A 21,008-nucleotide genomic window follows, 5' to 3' on the forward strand; every position below is an offset into this window, starting at 1 on the left:
ACCTGTTAGGAAACGATGCCCATGACCGGCGGGCCGGACGTGAACTGCCCTCGGCCACCGATGCCGATCAGCGACTACGGGCTGCTGAGTGACACGCGCACGGCTGCCCTTGTCGCCGCTGACGGCCGGCTCGACTGGCTCTGCGTACCCCGCTTCGACGGCGAGCCCGTGTTCGGCCGGTTGGTCGGGGGCCCGGACGCGGGAACTTTCCGGGTCGGCCCGGCCCGGCCGGCGACGGTCGTCGACCGGCGCTACCGGCAGCACTCCGCCACCCTGGAGACGACATGGAGCGTGGGCGGCGGCCGACTCACCCTCACCGAGGCCATGGTTGCCGAGGTCAGCGGCCGCCTGCTGCCCACGACACTGATCGTGCGGCGGCTGTCGGCCGAGGAGGCGGCGATCGACGCCGTCGTCGAGTTCGACCCCCGCCTCGGCACCCGCCACCGCCGGCCCCGGGTCCAGCACCGGCGCCGGGCCCTGGTGTGTGAGTGGGGGTCGCTCGCCGTCTCTCTGGCCAGCGCACCCGAGCTCGCCATCGAACCGGGTCGGCCCACCTCGATCACGGTCAGGCCAGGCCATGAAGTGACCCTCGTGCTGGCCGTGGCCCACCGCGAACCGCTGATCCACGTCGAGCCGGCAGCGGCCTGGGAACTGCTCCTCGAGGACGAGAACCGATGGCGGACCTGGGCCGTCGGCATCGACGGGTCGCTACCCTTCCGAGAGCACGTCGTACGAAGTCTGCTGACCCTGCGACTGTTGACCTACTCGCCCTCGCAAGCCCCGGTGGCGGCACCCACCACGTCACTGCCCGAGGACCCCGGCGGGATACGGAACTGGGACTACCGCTATGTCTGGCCCCGGGACGCCAGCATCGGCGTCAGTGCCTTCCTCAGCGTCGGCAAACCCGAGGAGGCCCACGGTTTCCTCGCGTGGCTGTTGCACGCCAGCCGGCTGCAGCGGCCACGCCTGCCGGCACTGCTGACTCTTCACGGCCGCCACGTACCGGTGGAACGGGAGCTGCCCGGCTGGCCCGGCTACCTCGACAGCGTCCCGGTACGGTTCGGCAACGGCGCCGCCGCCCAGCACCAGCTCGACGGCTACGGCTGGGTGATCGACGCCGCCTGGGCGTTCGCACAAGCCGGACAGCGTCTCTACCCGGAGACGTGGCGGGCGGTGCGCGGCTTCGCCGACCTGGTCGCCCGTTGCTGGCCGGAGCCCGACGCCGGCATCTGGGAGGTCCGCGCACCCGCCCAGCACGTCCACTCCAAGCTCATGGGCTGGCTCGCCCTGGACCGAGCCCTGCGCATCGCTGACACTCACCCGCTACGGGACCGCCAACGTCGACGCTGGCAGGAGGCCCGGGATGCCATCGCCGCCGAGGTCCGGACGCACGGCTTCGACCCGACGGTGGGCAGCTACGTCCGCAGCTACGGCTCGAAGGACCTCGACGCAGCCCTGCTCGTCCTGCCGCTGCTGGACCTGGACAGCGTCGAGTCGCCTCGGGTGCGTGGCACCATCGACGCCATTCGGGACAGGCTCTCCGCCGGCGGTCCGCTCCTGTACCGCTACCCGCCGGGGCGTGACGGCTTCCCCGGCACCGAAGGGGCGTTCCTGCCCTGCTCGTTCTGGCTCGTTCAAGCCCTCGCCCGCACCGGACGCCGCGACGAGGCGGTCGGGTTGTTCCAGAGCTTGCTCGACTACGCCGGTCCACTCGGCCTCTACGCCGAGGAGCTGGACCCCGCGACCGGCGCCCATCTCGGCAACTACCCGCAGACGCTGACCCACGCCGCGCTCATCCAAGCCGCACTCGCAATACGAGACGCCCCCGCGATCGCTCCTGAGTCAGCCTGACTGTGGGAAAGCGCCCGGCGCCAACGAGCCCCGTGGTGCGGCGCCGGGGCCCGGTACGCGCGGCGCTACAGCTCCGGGACGAGCGCGCGCAGGGGCACGCTCGGGTCGGCGAGCCGGCGAAGGTCCACCTCCCGCCCGGCCCAGCCGGCGCGTACCAGGGCCTGGATGTCGTCCTGAACCTGCCAGATGTTCACGTTCATTCCGGCGAGCACCCGCCCGGCCGACACCCAGAACGCGAGGAACTGCGGAGGTGTGTCGTCCTGGATGGTCGGGTCGCCGCGGAAGACTACCTGATCGCAGCCGCCCGGTTCGACCCAGCCCGCGTATTCCATGCCCAGGTCGTACTGATCCGTGAAGAAGTACGGCACCCGGTCGTAGGTCACGGGTTCGCCGAGCATGGCGCGGGCGGCGGCCTTGCCGCCGTTGAGGGCGTTGGACCAGTGTTCAACGCGGATCCGCTTGCCGAGCAGCGGGTGGGCCAGCGCCGCGACGTCTCCTGCCGCGTAGATGTCGGGGTCGCTGGTGCGCAGCCCGGCGTCGACGGCGATGCCGTTGTCAACGGTCAGCCCGGCGGCGAGTGCGAGGTCGGTGGCCGGGGTGATCCCGACGCCGACGATGGCGAGGTCGGCTGGCAGTTCGGTGCCGTCGGTGAGCACCACGGCGGCGAGGTGGCCCTCGGCGCCGGCCCGGAACTGACGTACCCCGGCGTCGAAGTGGAACGCGACGCCGTGGGCGCGGTGCAGGGCGGCGAACACCGCGGCAACGTCGTCGCCGAGGACCCGCCGCAGCGGCGCCCGGTCCACCTCCACCACCGTCACGTCCGCGCCGTGGTGACGGGCTGCGGCCGCAGCTTCCAGGCCGATCCATCCCGCGCCGACCACCACCACCCGCTTCGCCGTACGCAGGTCGGCGAGCAGCGCGTCGGCGTCGGGCAGTGCGCGAAGGTACCGCACTCCGGGCAGGTCGGCGCCGGGCACGTCGAGGCGGCGTGCCCGCGACCCGGTGGCCAGCAGGAGCTTGTCGTAGCGGACCGGGTCTCGGCCGGACAGCAGGAGGGTGTGAGCGGCCCGGTCGAGTCCGGCGGCTCGCACCCCGAGCAGCAGCTCCACCCCGTGGGCGTCGTACCAGCCGGGCTCGTGCACGTATGCCTTGTCCCGCGGGTCGGTGCCGAGCAGGTACCCCTTCGACAGCGGCGGCCGTTCGTACGGCCGCTCCTTCTCCTCGCCGATGAGCAGGACGCGACCGGCGAACCCCGCGGCGCGTAGTTCTTCGGCGGCCTTCGCCCCGGCGAGCGATGCCCCGACAATGACGTACGCGGGCGAGTCAACCATGGTGAGCTCCTCAGCAGACAGTGGTCAGCCGGTGTGCAGGCCGGTCAGGGCGAAGAACTCCGCGCGGGAGCGCGGGTCGTCGCGTAGCGTTCCCAGCAGGCTGGACGTGACGGTGGTAGCCCCGACCGCCTGCACCCCGCGCAGGGTCATGCACAGGTGCTCGGCCTCGACGACCACCCCGACGCCCTTCGGCTGCAGGTGTTCGGTGAGCCATTCCGCGATCTGCTTGGTCAGCCGCTCCTGCACCTGGGCGCCGTGCGCGAACAGCTCCACCACCCGGGCCAGCTTCGACAGACCAAGGATCCGTGCGCCGGGCAGGTAGCCGACGTGTGCGACGCCGACGAACGGCAGCAGATGATGCTCGCACACCGACCGTATCGGGATGGCCCGCGCCACAACCAGCTCGTCGTAGCCCTCGTCGTTGTCGAAGGTGGTCAGCGCGAACTCGCGTGGGGTCAGCAACTCCGCGTACGCGCGGGCCATCCGCCCCGGCGTGGCGGTCAGCCCGTCACGGTCGAGGTCCACTCCGAGAGCGGTCAGGAACGCCGCCGCCGCTCGTTCCGCGGCGGCCAGATCACGCGCGGGCCGCTGGCGGGCCACCCGCATCGGGGTCACCGTCATGTCAGCTGCCACCCACACCCAGCGCTGCCTTGGCCATGACCAGGTGCACGATCCACACCACCAGGCCCACCGCGGCCAGCGCGAAGTGGGTGAACACCAGCCCGGGCGCCAGTCGCGTGCCGCTGCCCGGACGGTGCCCGCCCCGCGACACCCACAGGCCGAGCATGACGAACCCGCCGACGGCGGTGACCAGCCACGCAATCAATGCCGCGACAGCCATCAGACCCGCTCCTCCTTCCGATCGGCACCACCAGCGCCGGATGCACGGGATGCCCGTACCGCCCGGCCAGCACCGTCACCGGCCGCTTCACCTGCTTTAACGGATGCACGGGACCCACCCCCAGGTTTTCACCAATGGGCGCTATCGATAATGCTCATCCTGCACCCCGCGCCGAGGAATTTCAATAACAGAAGTTGGTGATAGCGTCGGGATGTGACTGTGGACGACCCGTGGACCGGGGTGGGCGCCCTGGTCGACCCGTCCCGGCGCACCCTCTACGACTACGTGCGCCGCGCCGGCCACCCGGTCAGCCGGGAAGAGGCCAGCGACGCCACCGGGATGTCCCGGGGCCTGGCCGCGTTCCACCTCGACAAGCTCGTCAACGCCGGCCTGCTTCAGGCCAGGTACCAGCCACCGCCGGGGCAGCTCCGCGGCCGAGGCCGTTCGCCCAAGGTGTACGAACCCGCCGGCGAAGGGGTCACCCTGACCATCCCGGAGCGCCGCTACCAGCTCATCGCGGAAATCCTCGCTGCCGCCGTGGACGACGATCCCACCCATGCGGACCAGGCTGCCGGCCGGCATGCTCACGACCGCGGACGAACCCTCGGCGCCGCCCTCGCCGCCGAAGGCGCCGACCTCACCGCCGCACTGGGCCACCTCGGTTTCGAACCCCACCCGGCCGCCGACCGGACCCTGTTGCGCAACTGCCCGTTCCACGGCCTGGCCGCCCGGCACACCGCCCTCGTGTGCGGACTCAACCACGCCTTCCTCACCGGCCTGCTCCACGGGCTGGGCGCCACCGACCGGCACGCCGTCCTCGCCCCTCACCCCGGCCGCTGCTGCGTCGAACTCGCCCTGACGCCGAACGATCACCCCGGTGCTTAGCGCCGTCCACTGTCCTCGGCACGGGGTCATGGCGATCGGCCACCACCACGATCGAGCCGCGTACGCAGGCGTCCCAGCAGCGACTGGTCGGGTAACTGCTCGCCGGTGGGCCCCGGACCCCGGTGGGTCGGCGGCTGGGCCGATTCGGTACGGGCGAGTTCGTGAACGACTCCTGCGGGTCAGGCTGACGGCCGGCCGAGAAGTCGTTCGATGAGTCGTGGCTCGCCGGGCCAGGCGGCCAGGAGAACGTCGCGGGGGACCTGCCGACCGGCGTAGCGCAGGGCCAGGGCGACCACGACGATGTCGTCGAGGGGGCCGATGACGGGCAGGAACTCGGGAATGAGGTCGATGGGGCTGGCCACCCAGAGCCCGGCGATCAGCACGGCGATCTTCGCCCGGCGGGGGACCCGCGGGTCCTTGCGGAGCCGTCGGACGGTGGTGAGGCAGTCGGGGATGAAGGCGGCGAGGTCGCGCAGGGTGCCCGGTGGTAGCCGGCGGGCCAGCAGGATCAGTAGCGCCCATGAGGCGAGCAGGAGCCCGATCGCGGTGGCCAGGGCGAGCAGCCAGTCACGCATGGGGATGCTCCTGTCCGAGCGGGGCGTGCACCGCCTTGTAGACGTCGGTGGCGTAGCTGTCGAGTGCCTCGGCGCAGCGTTTGAGGCGGTCTTCGGCCTGGACGCCTTCGGTGACGCCGAAGATGTCGCGGGCCTTGAGTTCGCGGAACCAGCGGCGTAGCCGGTCCAGGCTCTGCTCTTCCTCGTCGAGTTCGGCGACGGTGAGCTTGCCGATGCGCTTCTCCTTGGCGATCTCGGCCTCGTACTTGTCGCACTCGGAGGCGAACTCGGTCCACTCGTCGGCGCGTGCGGTGTTGAACTCGTCGAGCAGGCTGCTTCGGCTGTCGTCGTCGTGCGGGGTGGCGTCGAGCATGAGCATCCGGCCGTCCGCGCGGCGGACCAGTTCGGCGACGCGGTCCAGGCCGGTGGCGAAGACGGGAGCTGCCGGCGCGGCCCAGACGCCGCCGCTGACCGGGACGGCGCCGACTCGGCGCAGCTCTCGCCAGACCGCTACCCGGTGCCGGGACGGGCCGGCTGGGAGCCGGATCGCGGCGACCAGCCAGCCCGGAGAATCGTTTGCCACGCCGTCGAGTGTAACCACGGCTACATTCGCTCTGCCGCAGCGGACGGGTGCCGAGGGTTGAGGTGGCCATGGCCGACGGCCAGGTGGTCAGAAGCCGGCGAGGAACAGTGCGCCAGCGGCGATGAAGCCGACCTCGACACAGATGACGAAGGTCCGGTCCCTGATCCGGCCGACGATCCTCTTGCCGACCCAGGTGCCGGCGAGGGTGGCCGGGGTGAGGGCGACGCCGTGGAGCAGCACCTGTCGGGTGAGGAGGTCACCAGCGCCGAGCCGATCAGCGGCCAGCACAGTTGGTGGCGGTTGAGCCAAACTCGGGAGGCGATGTTACGGCCGCGGCTCCCGGTGTTGGTTCTGGCCGACTCGGCTGGCGGCGGCGAGGAAGGCGTTGTAGCGGGACAGCTCGTCGTCTTCGCCGGTGGCCTGGGCGCGGTCGGCGGCGCGGTCGAGGCGAGCCTGTTCGCGCTGGTCGGCCCGGATCCACTGGCGGACGAGGAGGATCATGACGACGGCGGCGGGGATCTCGCCGAACGCCCAGGCGATGCTCGCGCCCAGTTTCTGGTCCACCGCAAGGGGAGAGGCCCAGGTGGGGTGGACGGCGGTGTACCAGTCCGGGGCCAGGATCGAGGTGGTCTGCATGAGCACCAGGCCGAAGAAGCCGTGGGCCATCATCGCGGCCAGGTGGATGATCACGAGGATGGGGTGGGGGATTCTCGGCCGGCCCGGGTCGACGCCGATGAGTACCCAGAACAGCAGGTAGCCGGCGGCCACGAAGTGGATCAGCATGGCCAGGTGACCGAGGTGTGAGCGCATCAGCGTGCCGAGCAGGCCGCTGAAGTACAGGCCGAAGAGGCTGCCGGTGTAGATGCCGAGCGCGACCAGTGGGTGGGTGAGCAGCTTCGTGGGGCGGCTGTGCAGGGCGAGAAGTAGCCATTCCCGGGGACCGCGGACCTGCGGGTCGGCCGGGCGGCGCAGGGCGCGCAGGGCGAGGGTGACCGGGGCGCCACCGACGAGCAGGATCGGCACCAGCATGGACAGCACCATGTGCTGCGCCATGTGAGCGCTGAACAGCACGTACGCGTAGCGGGCGACGCCGAGGCCGGTGAACGCGGCGAAAACCAGCAGGCCGACGAGCCAGCTGGCCGTGCGGGCAACCGGCCAAGGGTGCCCGGCCCGGCGCAGCCGCCGCACGCCGGCGAGGTAGGCGACGGCCCCGCAGGCGGTGAGGGTGAGGAAGAACAGGTCCGGCAGGGGCTGGCCGAGCACGTTACCCGGGGTGGGGGCGGCGGGCATCGGGAAGCCGAGCAGTTCGGTCAGCGGGTCACCGTCCGTGGGGTCGGTGGCCACCGGTGTGGGGCTGCGGGACAGCGCCACGGACAAGCCCAGGGTGGCGGCGAACACGACGAGTTCCCCGGCGGCCAGCCGGGCGAAGGCGGCACGCCGGCCGGCGCGCAGGGCTGGCAGGGTCCGGGATCGGTGCGCCGCGCCGACGGCGCCGAGGACCACCAGCGCGAGGAGTTTGCCGCCCACCAGCCACCCGTAGCGGGACTGCCAGAGCTGGTCCACCGCCCCCAGGCGTACGGCGGCGTTGGCAATCCCACTGATCGCGACGGCGGTGAAGCAGCCCAGGGCGAGGCGGCTGTATCGGGTGGCAGCGTCGGCGACGTGTCGGCTGCGACGGACCGTCAACAGTGCGGCCAGGCCGCCGACCCACAGCGCGGCCGCCAGCACGTGCAGGACGAGGCTGCTGACCGCGATCTGGTGGTCGCCGGCCCCCGCGGCGTGCCCGGTGAACGCCGGCGGCGTCAGCGCGACCAGCGCCAGCATCGCCGCCGTGGCGGCGAGCCCACGCGACACGCCCACCCGGGCGAGCACCGCGACGGTCAGGGCCAGCCCGGCCTGCAGCAGCAGGGCCTGCCCCTGGGAGATCGAGGACGCGAAGCTGATGACGACGGCCCCGCTGAGTCGTTGCGGTGGGAGGCCGAGCAGGTCCGAGACCGTCAGCACGATCAGTGCCAGGGCGGCGGCCGCCCATCCGGTGGACAGGGCGCCGGCGCGCCGTAGCAGCAGCCAGCCGTGCGGGGACACACTCGGCCCGTCCCCGGGCAGCAGGAATGCGGCCGTGACCAGCATCCCGACCGTCAGGGTGGCGAGCACGTCGGCGAGCAGTCGGACCAGCGGCAGCGCCCAGGTGGCGACCGGCCCGGGATCCGGCAGGCCGGGTATCGCGGCCGAGAGCGCCCCGCCGGCCTGCAGGGCGAGCACAAGTGCCGCCCCCGCTGACATCGCGGCCACGACCGGCACCGCGACCGAGCCCTTCCGGCCGGTGAAGCGGATCCCGGTCACGGGCGTCTCGAGGGCTCGGCCGTCTCCGGCCGGTGTTCGCACGGCGCGAGAGCCGTCCGGGACACGGTGCGGGTCAGACTGGCGCGAACGCGTTTCTGGCACGTCGATTGTCCCTGTCAAATTGCGGGCAGGCGGGAGTGGTACACGGAGTCCGGATGGCTTCGGTCAGGAGCCGGCGCGGCGTCGACGCCGCAGCACCACGACCCCGGCGACAACGGCCACGACGGCGATACCGCCGGCCACGAGCGGCATCGGATCAGAGCCGTCGGAGCGGCGCGACGAGGCCGCCGGGCTGGCCGACGCGGAGGAGGCGGCACCCTGGTCGGCGGCAGCAGAGGCGACCACGCCCGGGGCTGCGCTGGCGGTCGGGGCGGCGGCGCTGGCGGCCGGGTCCGCGACGGTGAAGGAGTACGAGCCCTGCACGGGGTGCCCGTCGGCGGAGACGACCCGGTAGGCGACGGTGTAGCTGCCGTTGGCCAGCGGCTCGCTGATCGTCACCGTGCCCGTGGTCCCGGTGACGGCGGGCTCGCTGGTCGAGACCTTCCGCTGGTCGGCGTCGCTGAGCACGATGGTGGTGAAGGCGGGGTCCAGCTTCTGCAGGAACTTCAGGGTGATCTGCGCCGGCGGCGCGGCGAGACGAGCGTTCTTGGCGGGGTTGGCCGTCAGTAGCGAGTTGTGGGCGGCGGCGGGCGAGGCCGGTGCCAGCAGCACCGCGAGGCCGGCCAGCGCGGCGGCGACGAGGCCCGCCGAGCTCGAGCGGCGGATTCGAGTGGGCATGACTGGTCCCCTTCGCTGATTGGTCTGCCGTCTGGTTGGTTGACTGGGATGAATGGAAAGTTCCGGAATAAAAGTGATTGACGTCACCAGCCTGGAGCGGCGCGGCCGGCTCAGGCCGCCCGCCGGCCACGGACCCGAGCGGAACCTGGGTACGGCGGGACCAGCCGGAGCTGGGCCGGTTCCGCCGCCTCGTCGGCGTTGAGTCGCCAGCCCGAGCGGTCACTCCTGCCGTGCGCCGGTGGCGCGCCGGGCCGCAGGCGGGGCCGCGACAGCGCCACCACGATCGCGTACCCGGCGAGGAGGAACCCGTGGCTGACCAGACGGGCGGTGTCGACCCGCCCGGTCAGCAGGTCGTTGACCGACAGCAGCACCAGCGTGCCCACGAACGCGGTCAACATGGGCACCAGCCCGGCCGGCCGCGTGCGCCGCGCCGCCACGAACAGGAACCCGGCCCCGACCGCCACGTTCCAGGCCGCCGACTCGTGCCACAGATGCCCCACGCCGAGCACCCCGGCGTGGTCGTGCCCGCCGGCCGGCCCCCGGCCGACCTGCGCCAGCCCGAGCACCAGTTGCAGAGCGCCGAGGAGCCCCAACAGCCCCCGCAGGGTGAGCACGACCCGCTTCCGGAAATCATGGTGGGAAGGTGCGGGCGCGGGCAGCGCGGCGAGGATGGTGTCGGCCAGGTCCGGCCCCGGGGCGGCGACGGTCAGCCGGGCCCGCCGCGTTATCGCTGCGGCCTGGTCCAGCCAGGTGCGGCAGCCGGCGCACTCGTCGAGGTGCGCGTCGGCCCCGGCCTGCTCGGCGCCGGTCGCCTCACCGTCCAGCTGCGCGGACAGGACCTCACGCCACTGCTCACACCCCATGTACCGGTAGTCGCGGCCACGGCCCGGTTGGTTCCACCATTTCGGTGCGTCCCGGGTCACATCGCCACAGGTCGAGCCAAATTCAGCCCGCGGCGTGCGGCCGGTCTGCCCGGGCCATCGCTCGGCGTGGCGGTGCCGGGCCGGTCGTTGCCGGGAGACGTCGGGTGCCTCAGTTGTTGGCCGGCTGCGCCCCCCGTCGTCGTAGGTCGCCGCCGGCCCAGGCGAGCCGGCGTGCGAGGTAGTCGCCGAGCGAGGTGGCCTCCGGCACCTCTGGATCGCCGGTGCGGCCGGCGGGGGCGTAACGGGTGTGCCGCAGTTCTGCCACGAACTCGGACACCAGCGCGCAGCCCGGTGGTGATCGCGGTCGACAGGGCGTCGGTCAGGCCGGCGAGGGTGGAGCCGTGCTTGCCGACGTGCAACTCGACGTGGGCGAGTCGGTCGGCTGCGGCGGCGGTGACGAGGCAGCCGGACGGGCCGGCGCCAGCGCGACACGGCACCCATTCGCACAGATGAACGAAGACGAGGTCAGGGAGGGCGAGGCCTCACGACCGTTCCAGCCGATGCCAACTTCCCACGCGTACCGGAACGCCGAGGGACGCGTGGAGCAGGGGATCGCCGGCGGGCGGAGGCAGTCCCGCCCCGGTTGACAAGTTCTGGTCGAGCCGGAGCAACTCGGCGTGGCGCAGCGGCCACGCCGGGTGCTCCACAACGGCCGTGGCGAGCTTGCCCGCGATGACCGTGAACAGGCGGAACCGGGCGGTGAGGAAGTGCGCGAGCTCGTCGCGGTCCGGCTCGCGTAGCGGTGGGCCCAGCCGGACCTCGGCGTCACATCGCAGGGGCCGAGGGCCGGGCCAGCGGCGCTCACAGCGGTAGGCGACGTCCTTGCCGTCGATCCGTACCGTCATGGCCGACCAGTGGTAGGGCAACCGGTAGCCGAGCCGGGCCGCCAGCACCGCGGGCATGCGGGCCGCGTCCAGCGACAGGAACCAGATCCCCTGCCGTCCCCACTGGTCCTGGACGTACGTGCGGACGTTGGTCTCGGGAAAGGCCGACAACCACGGCACGGCCGGCAGCCCCGGCGCGCGCACCCCTTGCATGAGAAACGGCGTCAACCCGACCCAGGCGGATCCGTCGAAGGTCTCCACCGTCAACCCGGACGGCAGCATCGACTGCAGCACCGACGGTGGGCAGCGCCAGTGGATGAACGTAATCCAGCTCCAGCGGTGGTACATGACCGGTCGTGCCACCTTCGGCGACGGCGGAGCCTCCATCAGCTCTTCCTCCATCCGCTGGTCAGTCGTTTCGGCACCGCGTTCATAGCCGCCGGCAACCTCTCGAAACGTCGCAGGCCGCAACGTGGCGGTCGAGGGGAAAGGTGACCACGTGCCGGTCCCTTGATCGGGACCCGTGGGTGGAACGCGGCCGGTGACACCTCCCTGACCGTAAGCGTTTCACCTGGCCCAGGGCCGGGAGTCCGGCTGCGAACGATCGAGCAGCTTCGCCTTCTCTCCTGGCCGGATCGGACCGCGCCGTCGACGGGCTGCCAGCCCAGCCGCAGCTGACCGCTCAGGCATCGGGCCAGTCGCGGGCTCGGCTTCGTCAACGCGGATCCTGGGCAGTGCCCGATCGAGCCAGCTCGGCAGCCACCAGTTGAACCCGCCGACGAGTTCCATCGTGGCCGGCAGCAGGATCAGCCGCACGATGGTGGCGTCCACGAACACCGCGACGGCCAGGCCGAGGCCGAGTTGCTTGACCCCGACGTCGGCGCCGAGCATCACGGACAGGAACACCGCGATCATGATGGCCGCGGCGGCGGTGATCACCCGGGCGGTGCGGGTGAGGCCCTCGCGTACCGCCAGCCGGGTGTCGCCGACCGCGTCGTACGCCTCCCGGATCCGGGACACCAGGAAGACCTCGTAGTCCATGGAGAGCCCGAACAACACCGGAAACATGATCAGTGGTACCCAGGCGGTGACCGGCATCGTGGTGGGGAAGTTCAGCACACCGCCCAGCCAGCCCCACTGCACCACCGCCACCAGTACCCCGAACGACGCGCCGATCGAGATCAGGTTGAGCAGGCCGGCCTTCACCGCGAGCAGCAGGGACCGGAAGATCATCACCAGCAAGAGCAGGGACAGGCCGACCACCACGACGATCACCAGGGGGAGCCGGTCGGCGGTCAGTTCGGCGAAGTCGATGGCCGCGGCGACCACGCCGCCGACGAGTACCGGTTGGCCCGCGGTGACCGCCCGCAGCCGGTGCACCAGTTCGGTGGTGGCGTCGTCCTGGGTGCCGGTGGTCGGGCGGACGGCGAGCAGGGCGACGGCCCCGTCGTCGCTGCGCCGCGGCGGGCTCACTGACGCCACACCGGGCTCGGCCGCGATCGCCGTGGCGACCCGGTCCGGATCGCCCTCGGGCAGGCTGACCACGACCGACAGGGTGGCGTCGAAGCCGGCGCCGAAACCGTCGGCGAGGATCCGGTGCGCGGCATAGGCGCTGGTGTCCCGAGGCTGGGTGCTGGCGTCCGGCATGCTCAGCCGCAGGCCCAGCGCCGGGGTGGCCAGCGCCGCCAGTACCAGCACCCCGGCCAGGGCGGCGAGCAGCGGCCGGCGGATGACGCGGTCGGCCCAGCGGGACGACCAGGGCCGGGCCGAGGCGCGGCGACGGTGCACCGACAGCCGGTCGATCCGGTGCCCGACCAGGCCGAGCAGCGCCGGTAGCAGGGTGACCGCGGCCAGCATGGTGGCGAGAACCGTCACCGCCGCGCCGACCGCCAGGCCGCGCATGAAGCCGAGTCCGGTCAGCAGCAGCCCGGCCAGGCCCACCACGACGGTCGCGCCGGCGAACAGCACCGCCCGTCCGGCGGTCGCGGTCGCGGTCACCACGGCCTCCCGTGGGGTACGCCCGGAGTGCAGCGCCTCCCGGTACCTGGTCACGATGAACAGGGCGTAGTCGATGCCCACCCCGAGGCCGATCATGCTGGCCAGGACCGGTGCGAATCCGGGGGCGGGGAAGACGTGCCCCAGCAGGGACATCCCGGACAGGCCCACCGCGATTCCGAGGACCGCGGTGACGATGGGCAGCCCCATCGCCAGCACCGACCCGAACGCGACGAGCAGGACGACCGCTGCCGCGGCGAGCCCCACCGCGTCAGCCGGGCCGCCGCCAGGAGTCTCGACGTTGTTGACGGCCGGCCCGGCCAGGGCGAAGGTCACCCCGGATCCGCTGGCCTCGCGCACCTGGTCGAGCAGCGCCTGGGTCGCCGCGACCGGCATGTCGTCGCTGGGGACGTCGAGCATCGCCACGGCGTACCCGGTGTGCCGGTCGGCGGTGATCTGGTCCGCTGCGTCGTACGGGGAGCTGACCCGGGTGACGTGCGCGGTGGCGGCGAGCACGTCGACAAACCGCTGCACCGGCTCCCGCACGGCGGGATCGTCCAGGGCGGTGTCGGAGTGCACGGCCAGCGTCAGGCTGTCCCCGGTGAACCCGGGAAAGTGCTCGGCGATCAACTGCTCTGCCCGGCCGGACTGGGTGGCGTCGGTGCTGAAGTCGTCGTCGGAACCGGCGCCGTACCCGACGGCGAGCAGCACCATGGTCGCGGCGAGCACGATCCAGCCGGACAGCACCGTCAACCGGCGCCGGTGGCAGAAGGCGGCGAGGCGGGAGAGCCATGAGTCGGTCATGCCGCAGATGGTCCGGCGAACCCGAGGCGGAAACGTCCCGCCGGCGGAGGCATTCTCCGCGGCGGCCTGCTACCGGGTCGTACTCCCAGCGTCGTATCCGTCCGGGGTGACCAGGCCGTGCCGGTAGGCGAAGACCACCAGTTGGGCCCGGTCCCGCGCGCCGACCTTGACCATCGCCCGCGAGACGTGGGTCTTCGCGGTGAGCGGGCTGACCACCAGACGGGTAGCGATGTCGTCGTTGCTCAGGCCGGCCGCGACGAGTTGCACCACCTCCCGCTCCCTGGCGGTGAGCAGGGCCAACTCCGGTGGCTCGGGCCTCGGCCTGGCGGCGGGCTGCTCCGCCCCGACCGAGCGCCTGATCACCGCCCGGGTGACGCTGGGCGACAGCAGCGCATCGCCCCGGGCAATCACGCGTACCGCCTGCACCAGCTCGTCCGGGTCGGTGTCCTTGACCAGGAAGCCGCTGGCTCCGGAGCGGAGGGCGGCGAACACGTCGTCCTCCTCGGCGAACGTGGTCAGCACCAGCACCCGTACGCCAGACAGCTGCGCGTCTCCGGTGATCCGGCGGGTCGCGGTCACACCGTCCACATCGGGCATCCGGATGTCCATCAGCACCACGTCCGGGCGGAGTTCCCGGGCCAGCGCCACCGCCGCACCGCCGTTGCCGGCCTCGCCCACCACGTCGATATCGGGGATGCCCTCCAGCAACGCCCGGAACCCGGCCCGCACCAGGGCCTGGTCGTCGACGAGCAGCACCCGGATCATCGCGATCCACCTTCCAGCGTCTCCCGGGCCGGCGACATCCCCTCCGGCGCAATCCGGGGCAGTATCGCCCGGACCTGGAAGCCCCCACCCGGCCGCGGCCCAGCCTCGAACCGGCCGCTCAGTGCCTCGGCGCGCTCCCGCATCCCGGTCAGCCCCCGCCCGCCGGACGGCGTTCCGCCGGCACCGGCGCCCACCCCGTCGTCGCGTACCTCCACCCACAGCGAGTCCGGCACCGCCCGCAGCTGCACCTCGGCACGAGCGGCCGCCCCTGCGTGCCGCAGCACGTTGGTCAGTGACTCCTGCACGATCCGGTACGCCACCTCGTCGAGAGCTGCGGGCAGCCGCTCGCCGGACAGCTCGCTGTGCAGCTCGACCGGCAAGCCCGCCGCCCGTACCGCGGCCAGCAACTCGGGCAGCCGGTGCAGTCCCGTGTCCCGCTCCGGCGGCCCGCTCCCGCGCCGGTCCGGCCTGCCGTCGGAGCGCAGCCGGCCGAGGGTGGCCCGCATCTCGGCCAGCGCCGCCTTGCCGGTGCCGCGAATGCTCACCAACGCCTCCCGAGCCCGCTCCGGCTCTGCGTCCAGCAGCCGCAGCGCGGCGGCGGACTGCACGGTGATGGTGGCGATCGCGTGCCCCACCGTGTCATGCAGGTCACGGGCGATCCGCAGCCGTTCCTCGGTGACCAGGCGTCGCGCCTCCAGTTCGCGCTCTCGTTCTGCCTGGTCCAGCCGGTGCCGCACCTCGGCGGCGTACGCGGCCCGGCTCCGCATCAACGCGGCGAGCAGCAGCGCCACCGCCAGCGTCGCGGCCTGCGGCAGGAACGCGGCGAGCAGCTCCAGCGGCGGCATCTCCCGGTGCGCGATCAGCACGACAGCCCCGGCAGCCAGGAAGAACACCGGTACCGGTACCGCCCACCACAGGCGCCCGGCGCGGGCCGCGTCGTACAGCGGCACCGCGAGCACCAGTGCCGGCGGGAAGCCCGGATAGTTGAGGGCGTAGAACAGCAGCAGCACCGCTGAGACCGCGTACAGCACGGCGGCCGGGTACCGCCGGCGCAGCAGCAGCGGTGCCGCCATCGCCACTCCGAGCAGGTACGCGAACCAGTCCCGGTCGATCGAGTCGTCTTCGTTGCCGGTCGCTATCGCGATCTCGGCGGCAACCAGTACCGCGAGCACGATTCCGGCGTCCACCGTCCACCGCCGCAGCACCGGCCCGCCGCTCACCACGCGCTCACCGTATGCGCCGGGACGCCCGATCCGCCACGGGCCGTCCCGCTGCGCGGGGACGTTGGGCTCCCGTTCATGAGGCGCGGCGCCCGCCCCTGGAGGGGCGTCATCGCAGCGTTGCCGCGAAGAAGTCCACCACCATGTCGGTCACCTCCTGCGTCGACGGTCGCTGTGCGGGGGTGGCCAGGGTGTGCCCGGTGCCGGCGACCTCGACGAACTCTGTCGGCACACCGGCGGTGCGCAGCCGCTCGGCGAACCGGACGGACTGGCGCGGAGCGACGTCCTCGTCCTGCGCTCCGTGCAGGATCAGGAACGGCGGCGCGGGCCCGGTGACGTAGTTGATCGGGCTGGCCGAGTGGCGGGTGGCCGTGGATGTACCGATGCCGGCCCAGAGCAGGAACCGGATGAACGGCGGAGCATCAGTGAAGTCGTTGAGGTCGGTGGGGCCGAACATGTCCACCACGGCCTGTACCGCGCTCGACTGCTCGGCGTACGGGCCGGGCCCGCCCTGCCGACCGGTCAGACCCAGCATCGACGAGAGTAGACCTCCGCCACTGGCGCCCCACACACCGATGCGGGACGGGTCGATGCCGAGGTCGGCGGCGTGCGCCCGGAGGAACCGCACCGCACACCTGGCATCCTCGAGCGTGGCGGGCCACGGGGCGGCGGGGGTCAGCCGGTAGTCGATCGAGGCGACGAGGTAGCCGTTGGCGTTCAGCCGCTCCCGCAGCGGCGTGAACAGCGCAGCCTGGTGGTTGGACAGTGACGCGCCCAGCCCGGAGAGCTTCCGGTCGCCGAGCACCAGACCGCCGCCGTGAAGGTACATCGCTACCGGTGCGCCCCGACCCGGCGTCGCCGTGCCGGCCGGTGGGGTGTAGACATCCATGGCCAGCGGGACCCCGTCGATCCGGCAGTACGCCACCGTGCTGCGCTTCCCGGCCGGCAGGTGGCGGGGAGCCACGGTGTCGCCGGGGAACCCGGCTCCCGCGAACCCGTCGCTGGCCCCGCTGAGCCCCACGAACGTGGCAAGGAGCACGACCAGCGTCACCGGCGCGACAGCGATCGCCCCCGCCACCCGGCGCAGCCGCGGCCGGCGCGCGGCCCGCGCACCGGGGCCTCGGGCGGCGGCCACCGCGCCGAGAACCCACACGATGCCGAATCCCGCCACGCCGATGACCTGTAGCCCCGCGCAGATGCGGTCGACGAACCCGATCACCGAGTCGACCGGTATCCACGGCGAGGGACCAGGCAGGACCGGCGTGCCGCGGGTCAGGAGCCACACGACGAGTACGGCCAGCGCCGCGGCGGCGGCCAACAACAACCGACGCCACGTCGGGCGGGCCAGTACGCGGGCAACCGTGCCCAACTGCGCTGTGCCCAACGCGGCGAACAGCAGAGCGTACGGCCACGCGGTCCGCCACACCGCGGCCAGCGGAGCGAGGTAGATCAGGGCGCCGGCCGTCGCGGCCAGCAGCGACGTGATCAGCAGGGGGCCCCGGCGCAGCGGCAGATGTTCCGCCGCGGGGGCCGGAACGGCGTCTGCGCCGGGTGGGGACAGCGATGTTTCTGGCATGCCACCAATCGTCGCGCCCCTGACCCACGGAATCGTCCGCCGCTGGTAGGCGACCCGCTGCACACTGCTACTACTGCCGAATACTCCGCCCGGCGTAGCGAGCGTACGTCGTCGCGTCGATGCACTCCTCCGGCGACGCGCACGTGTGGGATTCGAGGTACACGTGCAACTTTATTGACGCGTCAACTATTCCGGCGGCGCACCAGCGCCGCCGAAGGCCGATGAGGGCGCCGACACCGTGTCAGGCCGGCACGAGGATGACCCCGCGTGAGGGAGCAATCGAGTGCGACCAGGGCGTCGACAGGGGCTGCCGACGCGCCACGACGCAACCCATCCGTTGGGGTCAGCTGCTGCGCGGGGCGTACATGATGACGGCGACGCCGATGAGGCAGATGGCGGCGCCGATGATGTCGTAGCGGTCGGGGCGGAACTTGTCGACGACCATGCCCCAGGCGAGGGAGCCGGCGACGAAGACGCCGCCGTAGGCGGCGAGGATGCGGCCGAAGTGCGGGTCGGGTTGAAAGGTGGCGACGAAGCCGTAGAAGCCGAGCGCGATGACTCCGGTCGCGATCCAGAGCAGTCCCCGGTGTTCCCGCCAGCCCTGCCACACCAGCCAGGCACCGCCGATCTCGGCGAGCGCGGCGAGCAGGAACAGCAGGATCGAGCGGGCAACTGTCATGCGTCGGACCGTAGCGGGACCACCTCGCGCTCGTGCCGGCTACCCCTGCGCGCAGGAGCAGCTGCCGACGGCGCATGAGACGGTCACTTCGGATCTTCCCGCCCGGATTCGTCGGCGTCGCGGGGGAGGCTGCCGTGCCGCGAGACCTCCTCGCGGGCCGGCACCCGCTGCCGGACCCGTTCGGCCGGCCCGGTCGGCCGGCGGGACGCCGGCCCCGTCTCCGTGACCAGATGCTCCGTCTCCTGGACCAGGTAGTGCGGCCGGCGTTTGGTCTCGTAGTAGATCCGGCCGATGTACTCGCCGATCACGCCGAGGATCGTCATCTGGATGCCGCCGAGGCCGATCACGCTGACGATGATCGTGGTGTAGCCGGGGACGTCGATGCCCTTCTCGACGGCGTCGGCGACCACCCAGGCCATGTAGCCCACCGCGATCAGGGTGAGGAACAGGCCCCCGTAGATGGCCAGTCGGAGCGGCCGGTTGTTGAACGACAGGAGTCCGTCGAACGCGTAGTTGAAGAGCTTGCCGAAGCTCCACCGGCTCCGCCCCGCCTGGCGGGTCTCGTTGCGGTGCGCGACCACGACGGTCCGGAACCCGATCCAGGAGAACAGCCCCTTGGAGAACCGGTTGTACTCCGGCATCGCCAGCACCGCGTCCACCGCGAGTCGGGACAACAGCCGGAAGTCGCCCGCCCCGTCCTGCAGCCGCACGTCGACCCACCAGTTGACGAAGCGGTAGAAGGACCGGGAGGCCAGCATCCGCAGGAACTGGTCACCGCGCCGGTCCCGGCGGGCGATCACCTGGTCGAAGCCCTGTCGGTACAGCGCCACCATGTCGGGCAACAACCGCGGCGGGTGCTGCAGGTCGGCGTCCATGAGGACGACCGCGTCCCCGGTGGCGCGCTCGAGGCCGGCCAGCATCGCCGCCTCCTTGCCGAAGTTCCGGCTCAGCGACGTGTACCGCACGGACGGGTCCCTGGTGGCGAGCCGGCGCAGCGCCCCGAGAGTGCCGTCCTCGCTGCCGTCGTCGACGTACACCACCTCGACATCGACGTCGGGCAGCTCCGCGAGCGCCTCGGTCACCGCCGTGTGCAACCGCTCCACCGACGCTTCCTCGTTGAAGCAGGGCACCACCACCGACAGTCGCACCGCCGTCACCCCGTCCGGTCCGTGCCCGTCGACCGGTCACCGGCGCCGCGCCGCGCCGCGCCCACCGGGTCAGAGGTGGTAGACCAGCACGCCATCGAGTTCCTCCCGGGTGATGCCCAGGCCGTCGACCGGCCGGTCCGCGATGCCCTCCCACGGCGTACCGGTGGCCTGGCCGGGCAGGGCCACCACCGAGCGCACGCCGATGCCGCGCAGGTACGCCACGCTGCTCGGGTCGGGGAAGGACGCCACCTCGGTCCTCGTCCGCGCCTGGGTGACGGGCTCGAAACCGGCCAGCCCGTTCGTCACCCGGGGGAACCCGTCGGCCGTCCACAGCATGTAGACCAGGTCGCCCACACCACCGGCGGGCAGGACCAGGATCGGCTCCGGCGCCGTACGCATCGCCGCCGGTGGCCGCGGTACCACCGGGTGCGGCGTCCGGTTGACCCCCTCCAGGGTGACCAGGGCCAGCGGCACCAGCAGGACCAGCGGCGTGAGCCTCCGCGCCCGGTTCCGGGTCGGCGCTCGGTGAAGCTCCTGGGCGAGCGCGGTCACCAGTCCGGCCGCCAGCACCGCCAGCAGCAGGCTGGTCCAGTGCATCATCCGGCCCGGCGTCCGCAACGCGTCCCACCCCGGCAGGTGCCGGGACAGCGTCAGATAGCCGGGATCACCGTCGCCGAGGGTGGCGCCCAGGCCAAGCAGCACCGTGCCGAGCACCCCGAGCCCCAGCGCGACGCGGTACCGCACCCGGTACACCGAGACGAACAGCCCCGCCCCGGCCAACCCCAGCAGAGTCATCCCGGGCAGCAACGCCATCTCCGGCGGCCAGGAGAGGTGCTCCCGGGCCGCGGCGTGCGACTCGCCCCACAACCACGAGTCCGCGGGCGCGGTGACGAAGCCGATGAGCGGCGGCGAGAACATCACCGTCCAGTCCAGGGTCCGCTCGGCCTGCGGATTGAGGTCGACGACCCGCAGGTAGACGAGCCCCAGCAGCAGTGTCACCGCGCCGAAGACGACCCCGCCGGCCAGATCCGCGATCAGCAGCCGCCCGCCGAACGGGGGTCGTTCCCGCCGCCACCAGGACCAGCCGTAGCCGCCGGCGGCCACCAGCACCGCGGCGAGCAGGCCGTACACCAGCGGCAGCCCGATGCCGAAACCGAGGCTGACCTGCCAGGCGGCGACGAGCCACCCGGCCAGCGCCCAGCCCGGCCGGCGCCGTTCCGGCCGGTACCCGGACCGCAGCGACCAGCCGTGACCGCGGGCCAGCATCGCCAGGCACAACGCGATCCCGCCGCTGGACAGGATGTTCAGGTGGCCGGCGTGCGCCAGCCGCCACGGCGCGAAGGCCCACGCCACCCCGGCGACCGCGCCGCCCCAGCGGCCCGCCCCGAGTTGCCGGACCAACGCGTACGCCCCGACGAACGCCAACGCGTGCAGCAGCACGTACATCACGTTGTACCGGACCACGGCGGCGTCGAAGCCCGAGCCGAGCATGCTCATCGGGGCGTACCCGAGCAGTGTGTCGCTGTAGGCGAACGTGTACTTCTCGGGGTAAAAGGTGTTCGAGTCCCAGAGGCCGGAAGGGTCGCTGCGCACCGCGTGGCCCGCCCAGGCCAGCTGCCACGCCTGCAGGGTCGGATCGCCGAGATCGCCGGGGATCGTGCTGGCCGGATGGCGCAGTGTCGGCCAGGTCAGCGCCACCGCCAGCGCCAGGCCACCGAGCACCGCCAGGGTCCATTCGTGGCGCAGCCACCGCCAGCGATGCCACCTGCCGTGGTTCGGGGCGGTGGGGGACGGATCGAGGTCGGCGATTTCGGCGGTCGGTCGCGCGTCGGTGGAGCCGGTGGTCATAGCGATCGGTGCTTTCCGATATGCGTGGCCTTGTCGATCGGTGGTCCGAACTGTGGGTTCG

Annotated in this window: 20 protein-coding genes; 2 read left to right on the plus strand and 18 right to left on the minus strand. The window is 72.3% G+C overall.

What is annotated here, in order from left to right; translation table 11 throughout:
• Positions 1-60: 60 nt before the first annotated feature.
• A complete protein-coding gene (locus ABZ570_RS01420) occupies positions 61-1,851 on the plus strand; it encodes a glycoside hydrolase family 15 protein (RefSeq protein WP_358055508.1) in 1,791 nt (596 codons plus the stop codon).
• A gap of 65 nt (positions 1,852-1,916) precedes the next feature.
• Here the strand turns inward: ABZ570_RS01420 and ABZ570_RS01425 are convergent, their stop codons facing one another.
• Genes ABZ570_RS01425 through ABZ570_RS01435 form a run of 3 tightly spaced genes read right to left on the minus strand, consistent with a single transcriptional unit; the run spans position 1,917 to position 4,023 of the window.
• Complete coding sequence (locus tag ABZ570_RS01425; protein ID WP_358055510.1) at positions 1,917-3,182, minus strand: FAD-dependent oxidoreductase; 1,266 nt, start codon at positions 3,180-3,182, stop codon at positions 1,917-1,919.
• Positions 3,183-3,206: 24 nt separating this feature from the next.
• On the minus strand, positions 3,207-3,803 hold the full coding sequence (gene folE / locus ABZ570_RS01430) for a GTP cyclohydrolase I FolE (protein ID WP_358055513.1): 597 nt from the start codon (positions 3,801-3,803) through the stop codon (positions 3,207-3,209).
• Between the two features lies 1 nt (position 3,804).
• On the minus strand, positions 3,805-4,023 hold the full coding sequence (locus ABZ570_RS01435; protein ID WP_358055515.1) for a hypothetical protein: 219 nt from the start codon (positions 4,021-4,023) through the stop codon (positions 3,805-3,807).
• 213 nt (positions 4,024-4,236) lie between these two features.
• Between ABZ570_RS01435 and ABZ570_RS01440 the strand changes: the two genes are divergently transcribed.
• The gene (locus tag ABZ570_RS01440; RefSeq protein WP_358055517.1) at positions 4,237-4,908 is read left to right on the plus strand and encodes a hypothetical protein; all 672 of its coding nucleotides are present in this window, start codon (positions 4,237-4,239) and stop codon (positions 4,906-4,908) included.
• A gap of 179 nt (positions 4,909-5,087) precedes the next feature.
• Here ABZ570_RS01440 and ABZ570_RS01445 read toward each other — a convergent pair whose 3' ends face one another.
• The 15 genes from ABZ570_RS01445 to ABZ570_RS01515 form a co-directional block, all read right to left on the minus strand.
• Positions 5,088-5,483 carry a DUF1232 domain-containing protein gene (locus ABZ570_RS01445; protein WP_358055520.1) on the minus strand — a complete coding sequence of 132 codons (396 nt, stop codon included), beginning with the start codon at positions 5,481-5,483 and terminating at the stop codon, positions 5,088-5,090.
• Positions 5,476-6,045: a Chromate resistance protein ChrB gene (locus ABZ570_RS01450; RefSeq protein ID WP_358055522.1), complete on the minus strand. Its 570-nt coding sequence runs from the start codon at positions 6,043-6,045 to the stop codon at positions 5,476-5,478. Before ABZ570_RS01450 ends, ABZ570_RS01445 begins: the two co-directional genes overlap by 8 nt.
• An 87-nt stretch (positions 6,046-6,132) precedes the next feature.
• Positions 6,133-6,333, minus strand: a complete 201-nt coding sequence (locus ABZ570_RS01455) for a hypothetical protein (protein ID WP_358055526.1) — start codon at positions 6,331-6,333, stop codon at positions 6,133-6,135.
• 36 nt (positions 6,334-6,369) lie between these two features.
• Positions 6,370-8,388, minus strand: a complete 2,019-nt coding sequence (locus tag ABZ570_RS01460; protein ID WP_358055528.1) for a cytochrome c oxidase assembly protein — start codon at positions 8,386-8,388, stop codon at positions 6,370-6,372.
• Positions 8,389-8,553: 165 nt separating this feature from the next.
• Positions 8,554-9,165, minus strand: a complete 612-nt coding sequence (locus ABZ570_RS01465; protein WP_358055530.1) for a copper resistance CopC family protein — start codon at positions 9,163-9,165, stop codon at positions 8,554-8,556.
• A 110-nt stretch (positions 9,166-9,275) separates the two neighbouring features.
• Entirely contained in the window at positions 9,276-10,028 is a 753-nt protein-coding gene (locus tag ABZ570_RS01470; protein WP_358055532.1) for a zf-HC2 domain-containing protein, read from the minus strand.
• Between the two features lie 169 nt (positions 10,029-10,197).
• Complete coding sequence (locus ABZ570_RS01475) at positions 10,198-10,365, minus strand: hypothetical protein (RefSeq protein WP_358055534.1); 168 nt, start codon at positions 10,363-10,365, stop codon at positions 10,198-10,200.
• Positions 10,366-10,570: 205 nt separating this feature from the next.
• Positions 10,571-11,299 carry a DUF2071 domain-containing protein gene (locus ABZ570_RS01480; RefSeq protein WP_358055537.1) on the minus strand — a complete coding sequence of 243 codons (729 nt, stop codon included), beginning with the start codon at positions 11,297-11,299 and terminating at the stop codon, positions 10,571-10,573.
• A gap of 180 nt (positions 11,300-11,479) precedes the next feature.
• The gene (locus tag ABZ570_RS01485; RefSeq protein WP_358055539.1) at positions 11,480-13,711 is read right to left on the minus strand and encodes an MMPL family transporter; all 2,232 of its coding nucleotides are present in this window, start codon (positions 13,709-13,711) and stop codon (positions 11,480-11,482) included.
• A gap of 69 nt (positions 13,712-13,780) precedes the next feature.
• Positions 13,781-14,476, minus strand: a complete 696-nt coding sequence (locus tag ABZ570_RS01490; RefSeq protein ID WP_358055541.1) for a response regulator transcription factor — start codon at positions 14,474-14,476, stop codon at positions 13,781-13,783.
• Positions 14,473-15,699 carry a sensor histidine kinase gene (locus ABZ570_RS01495; RefSeq protein ID WP_358055543.1) on the minus strand — a complete coding sequence of 409 codons (1,227 nt, stop codon included), beginning with the start codon at positions 15,697-15,699 and terminating at the stop codon, positions 14,473-14,475. The genes ABZ570_RS01490 and ABZ570_RS01495 overlap by 4 nt, the downstream gene beginning before the upstream one ends.
• Before the next feature lie 106 nt (positions 15,700-15,805).
• Positions 15,806-17,272 (minus strand): alpha/beta hydrolase, encoded by a 1,467-nt coding sequence (locus ABZ570_RS01500; protein WP_358055545.1) that lies wholly within the window; start codon positions 17,270-17,272, stop codon positions 15,806-15,808.
• A 343-nt stretch (positions 17,273-17,615) separates the two neighbouring features.
• Positions 17,616-17,951, minus strand: coding sequence for a YnfA family protein (locus ABZ570_RS01505; RefSeq protein WP_358055547.1), 336 nt, complete (start codon positions 17,949-17,951; stop codon positions 17,616-17,618).
• 83 nt (positions 17,952-18,034) lie between these two features.
• Entirely contained in the window at positions 18,035-19,108 is a 1,074-nt protein-coding gene (locus tag ABZ570_RS01510) for a glycosyltransferase family 2 protein (protein ID WP_358055549.1), read from the minus strand.
• Positions 19,109-19,168: 60 nt separating this feature from the next.
• Positions 19,169-20,947, minus strand: a complete 1,779-nt coding sequence (locus ABZ570_RS01515; RefSeq protein WP_358055552.1) for a hypothetical protein — start codon at positions 20,945-20,947, stop codon at positions 19,169-19,171.
• Between the last annotated feature and the right edge of the window lie 61 nt (positions 20,948-21,008).

Origin of the sequence: Micromonospora sp. NPDC007271 (assembly GCF_040634005.1) — a bacterium.
GTDB lineage: Bacteria > Actinomycetota > Actinomycetes > Mycobacteriales > Micromonosporaceae > Micromonospora.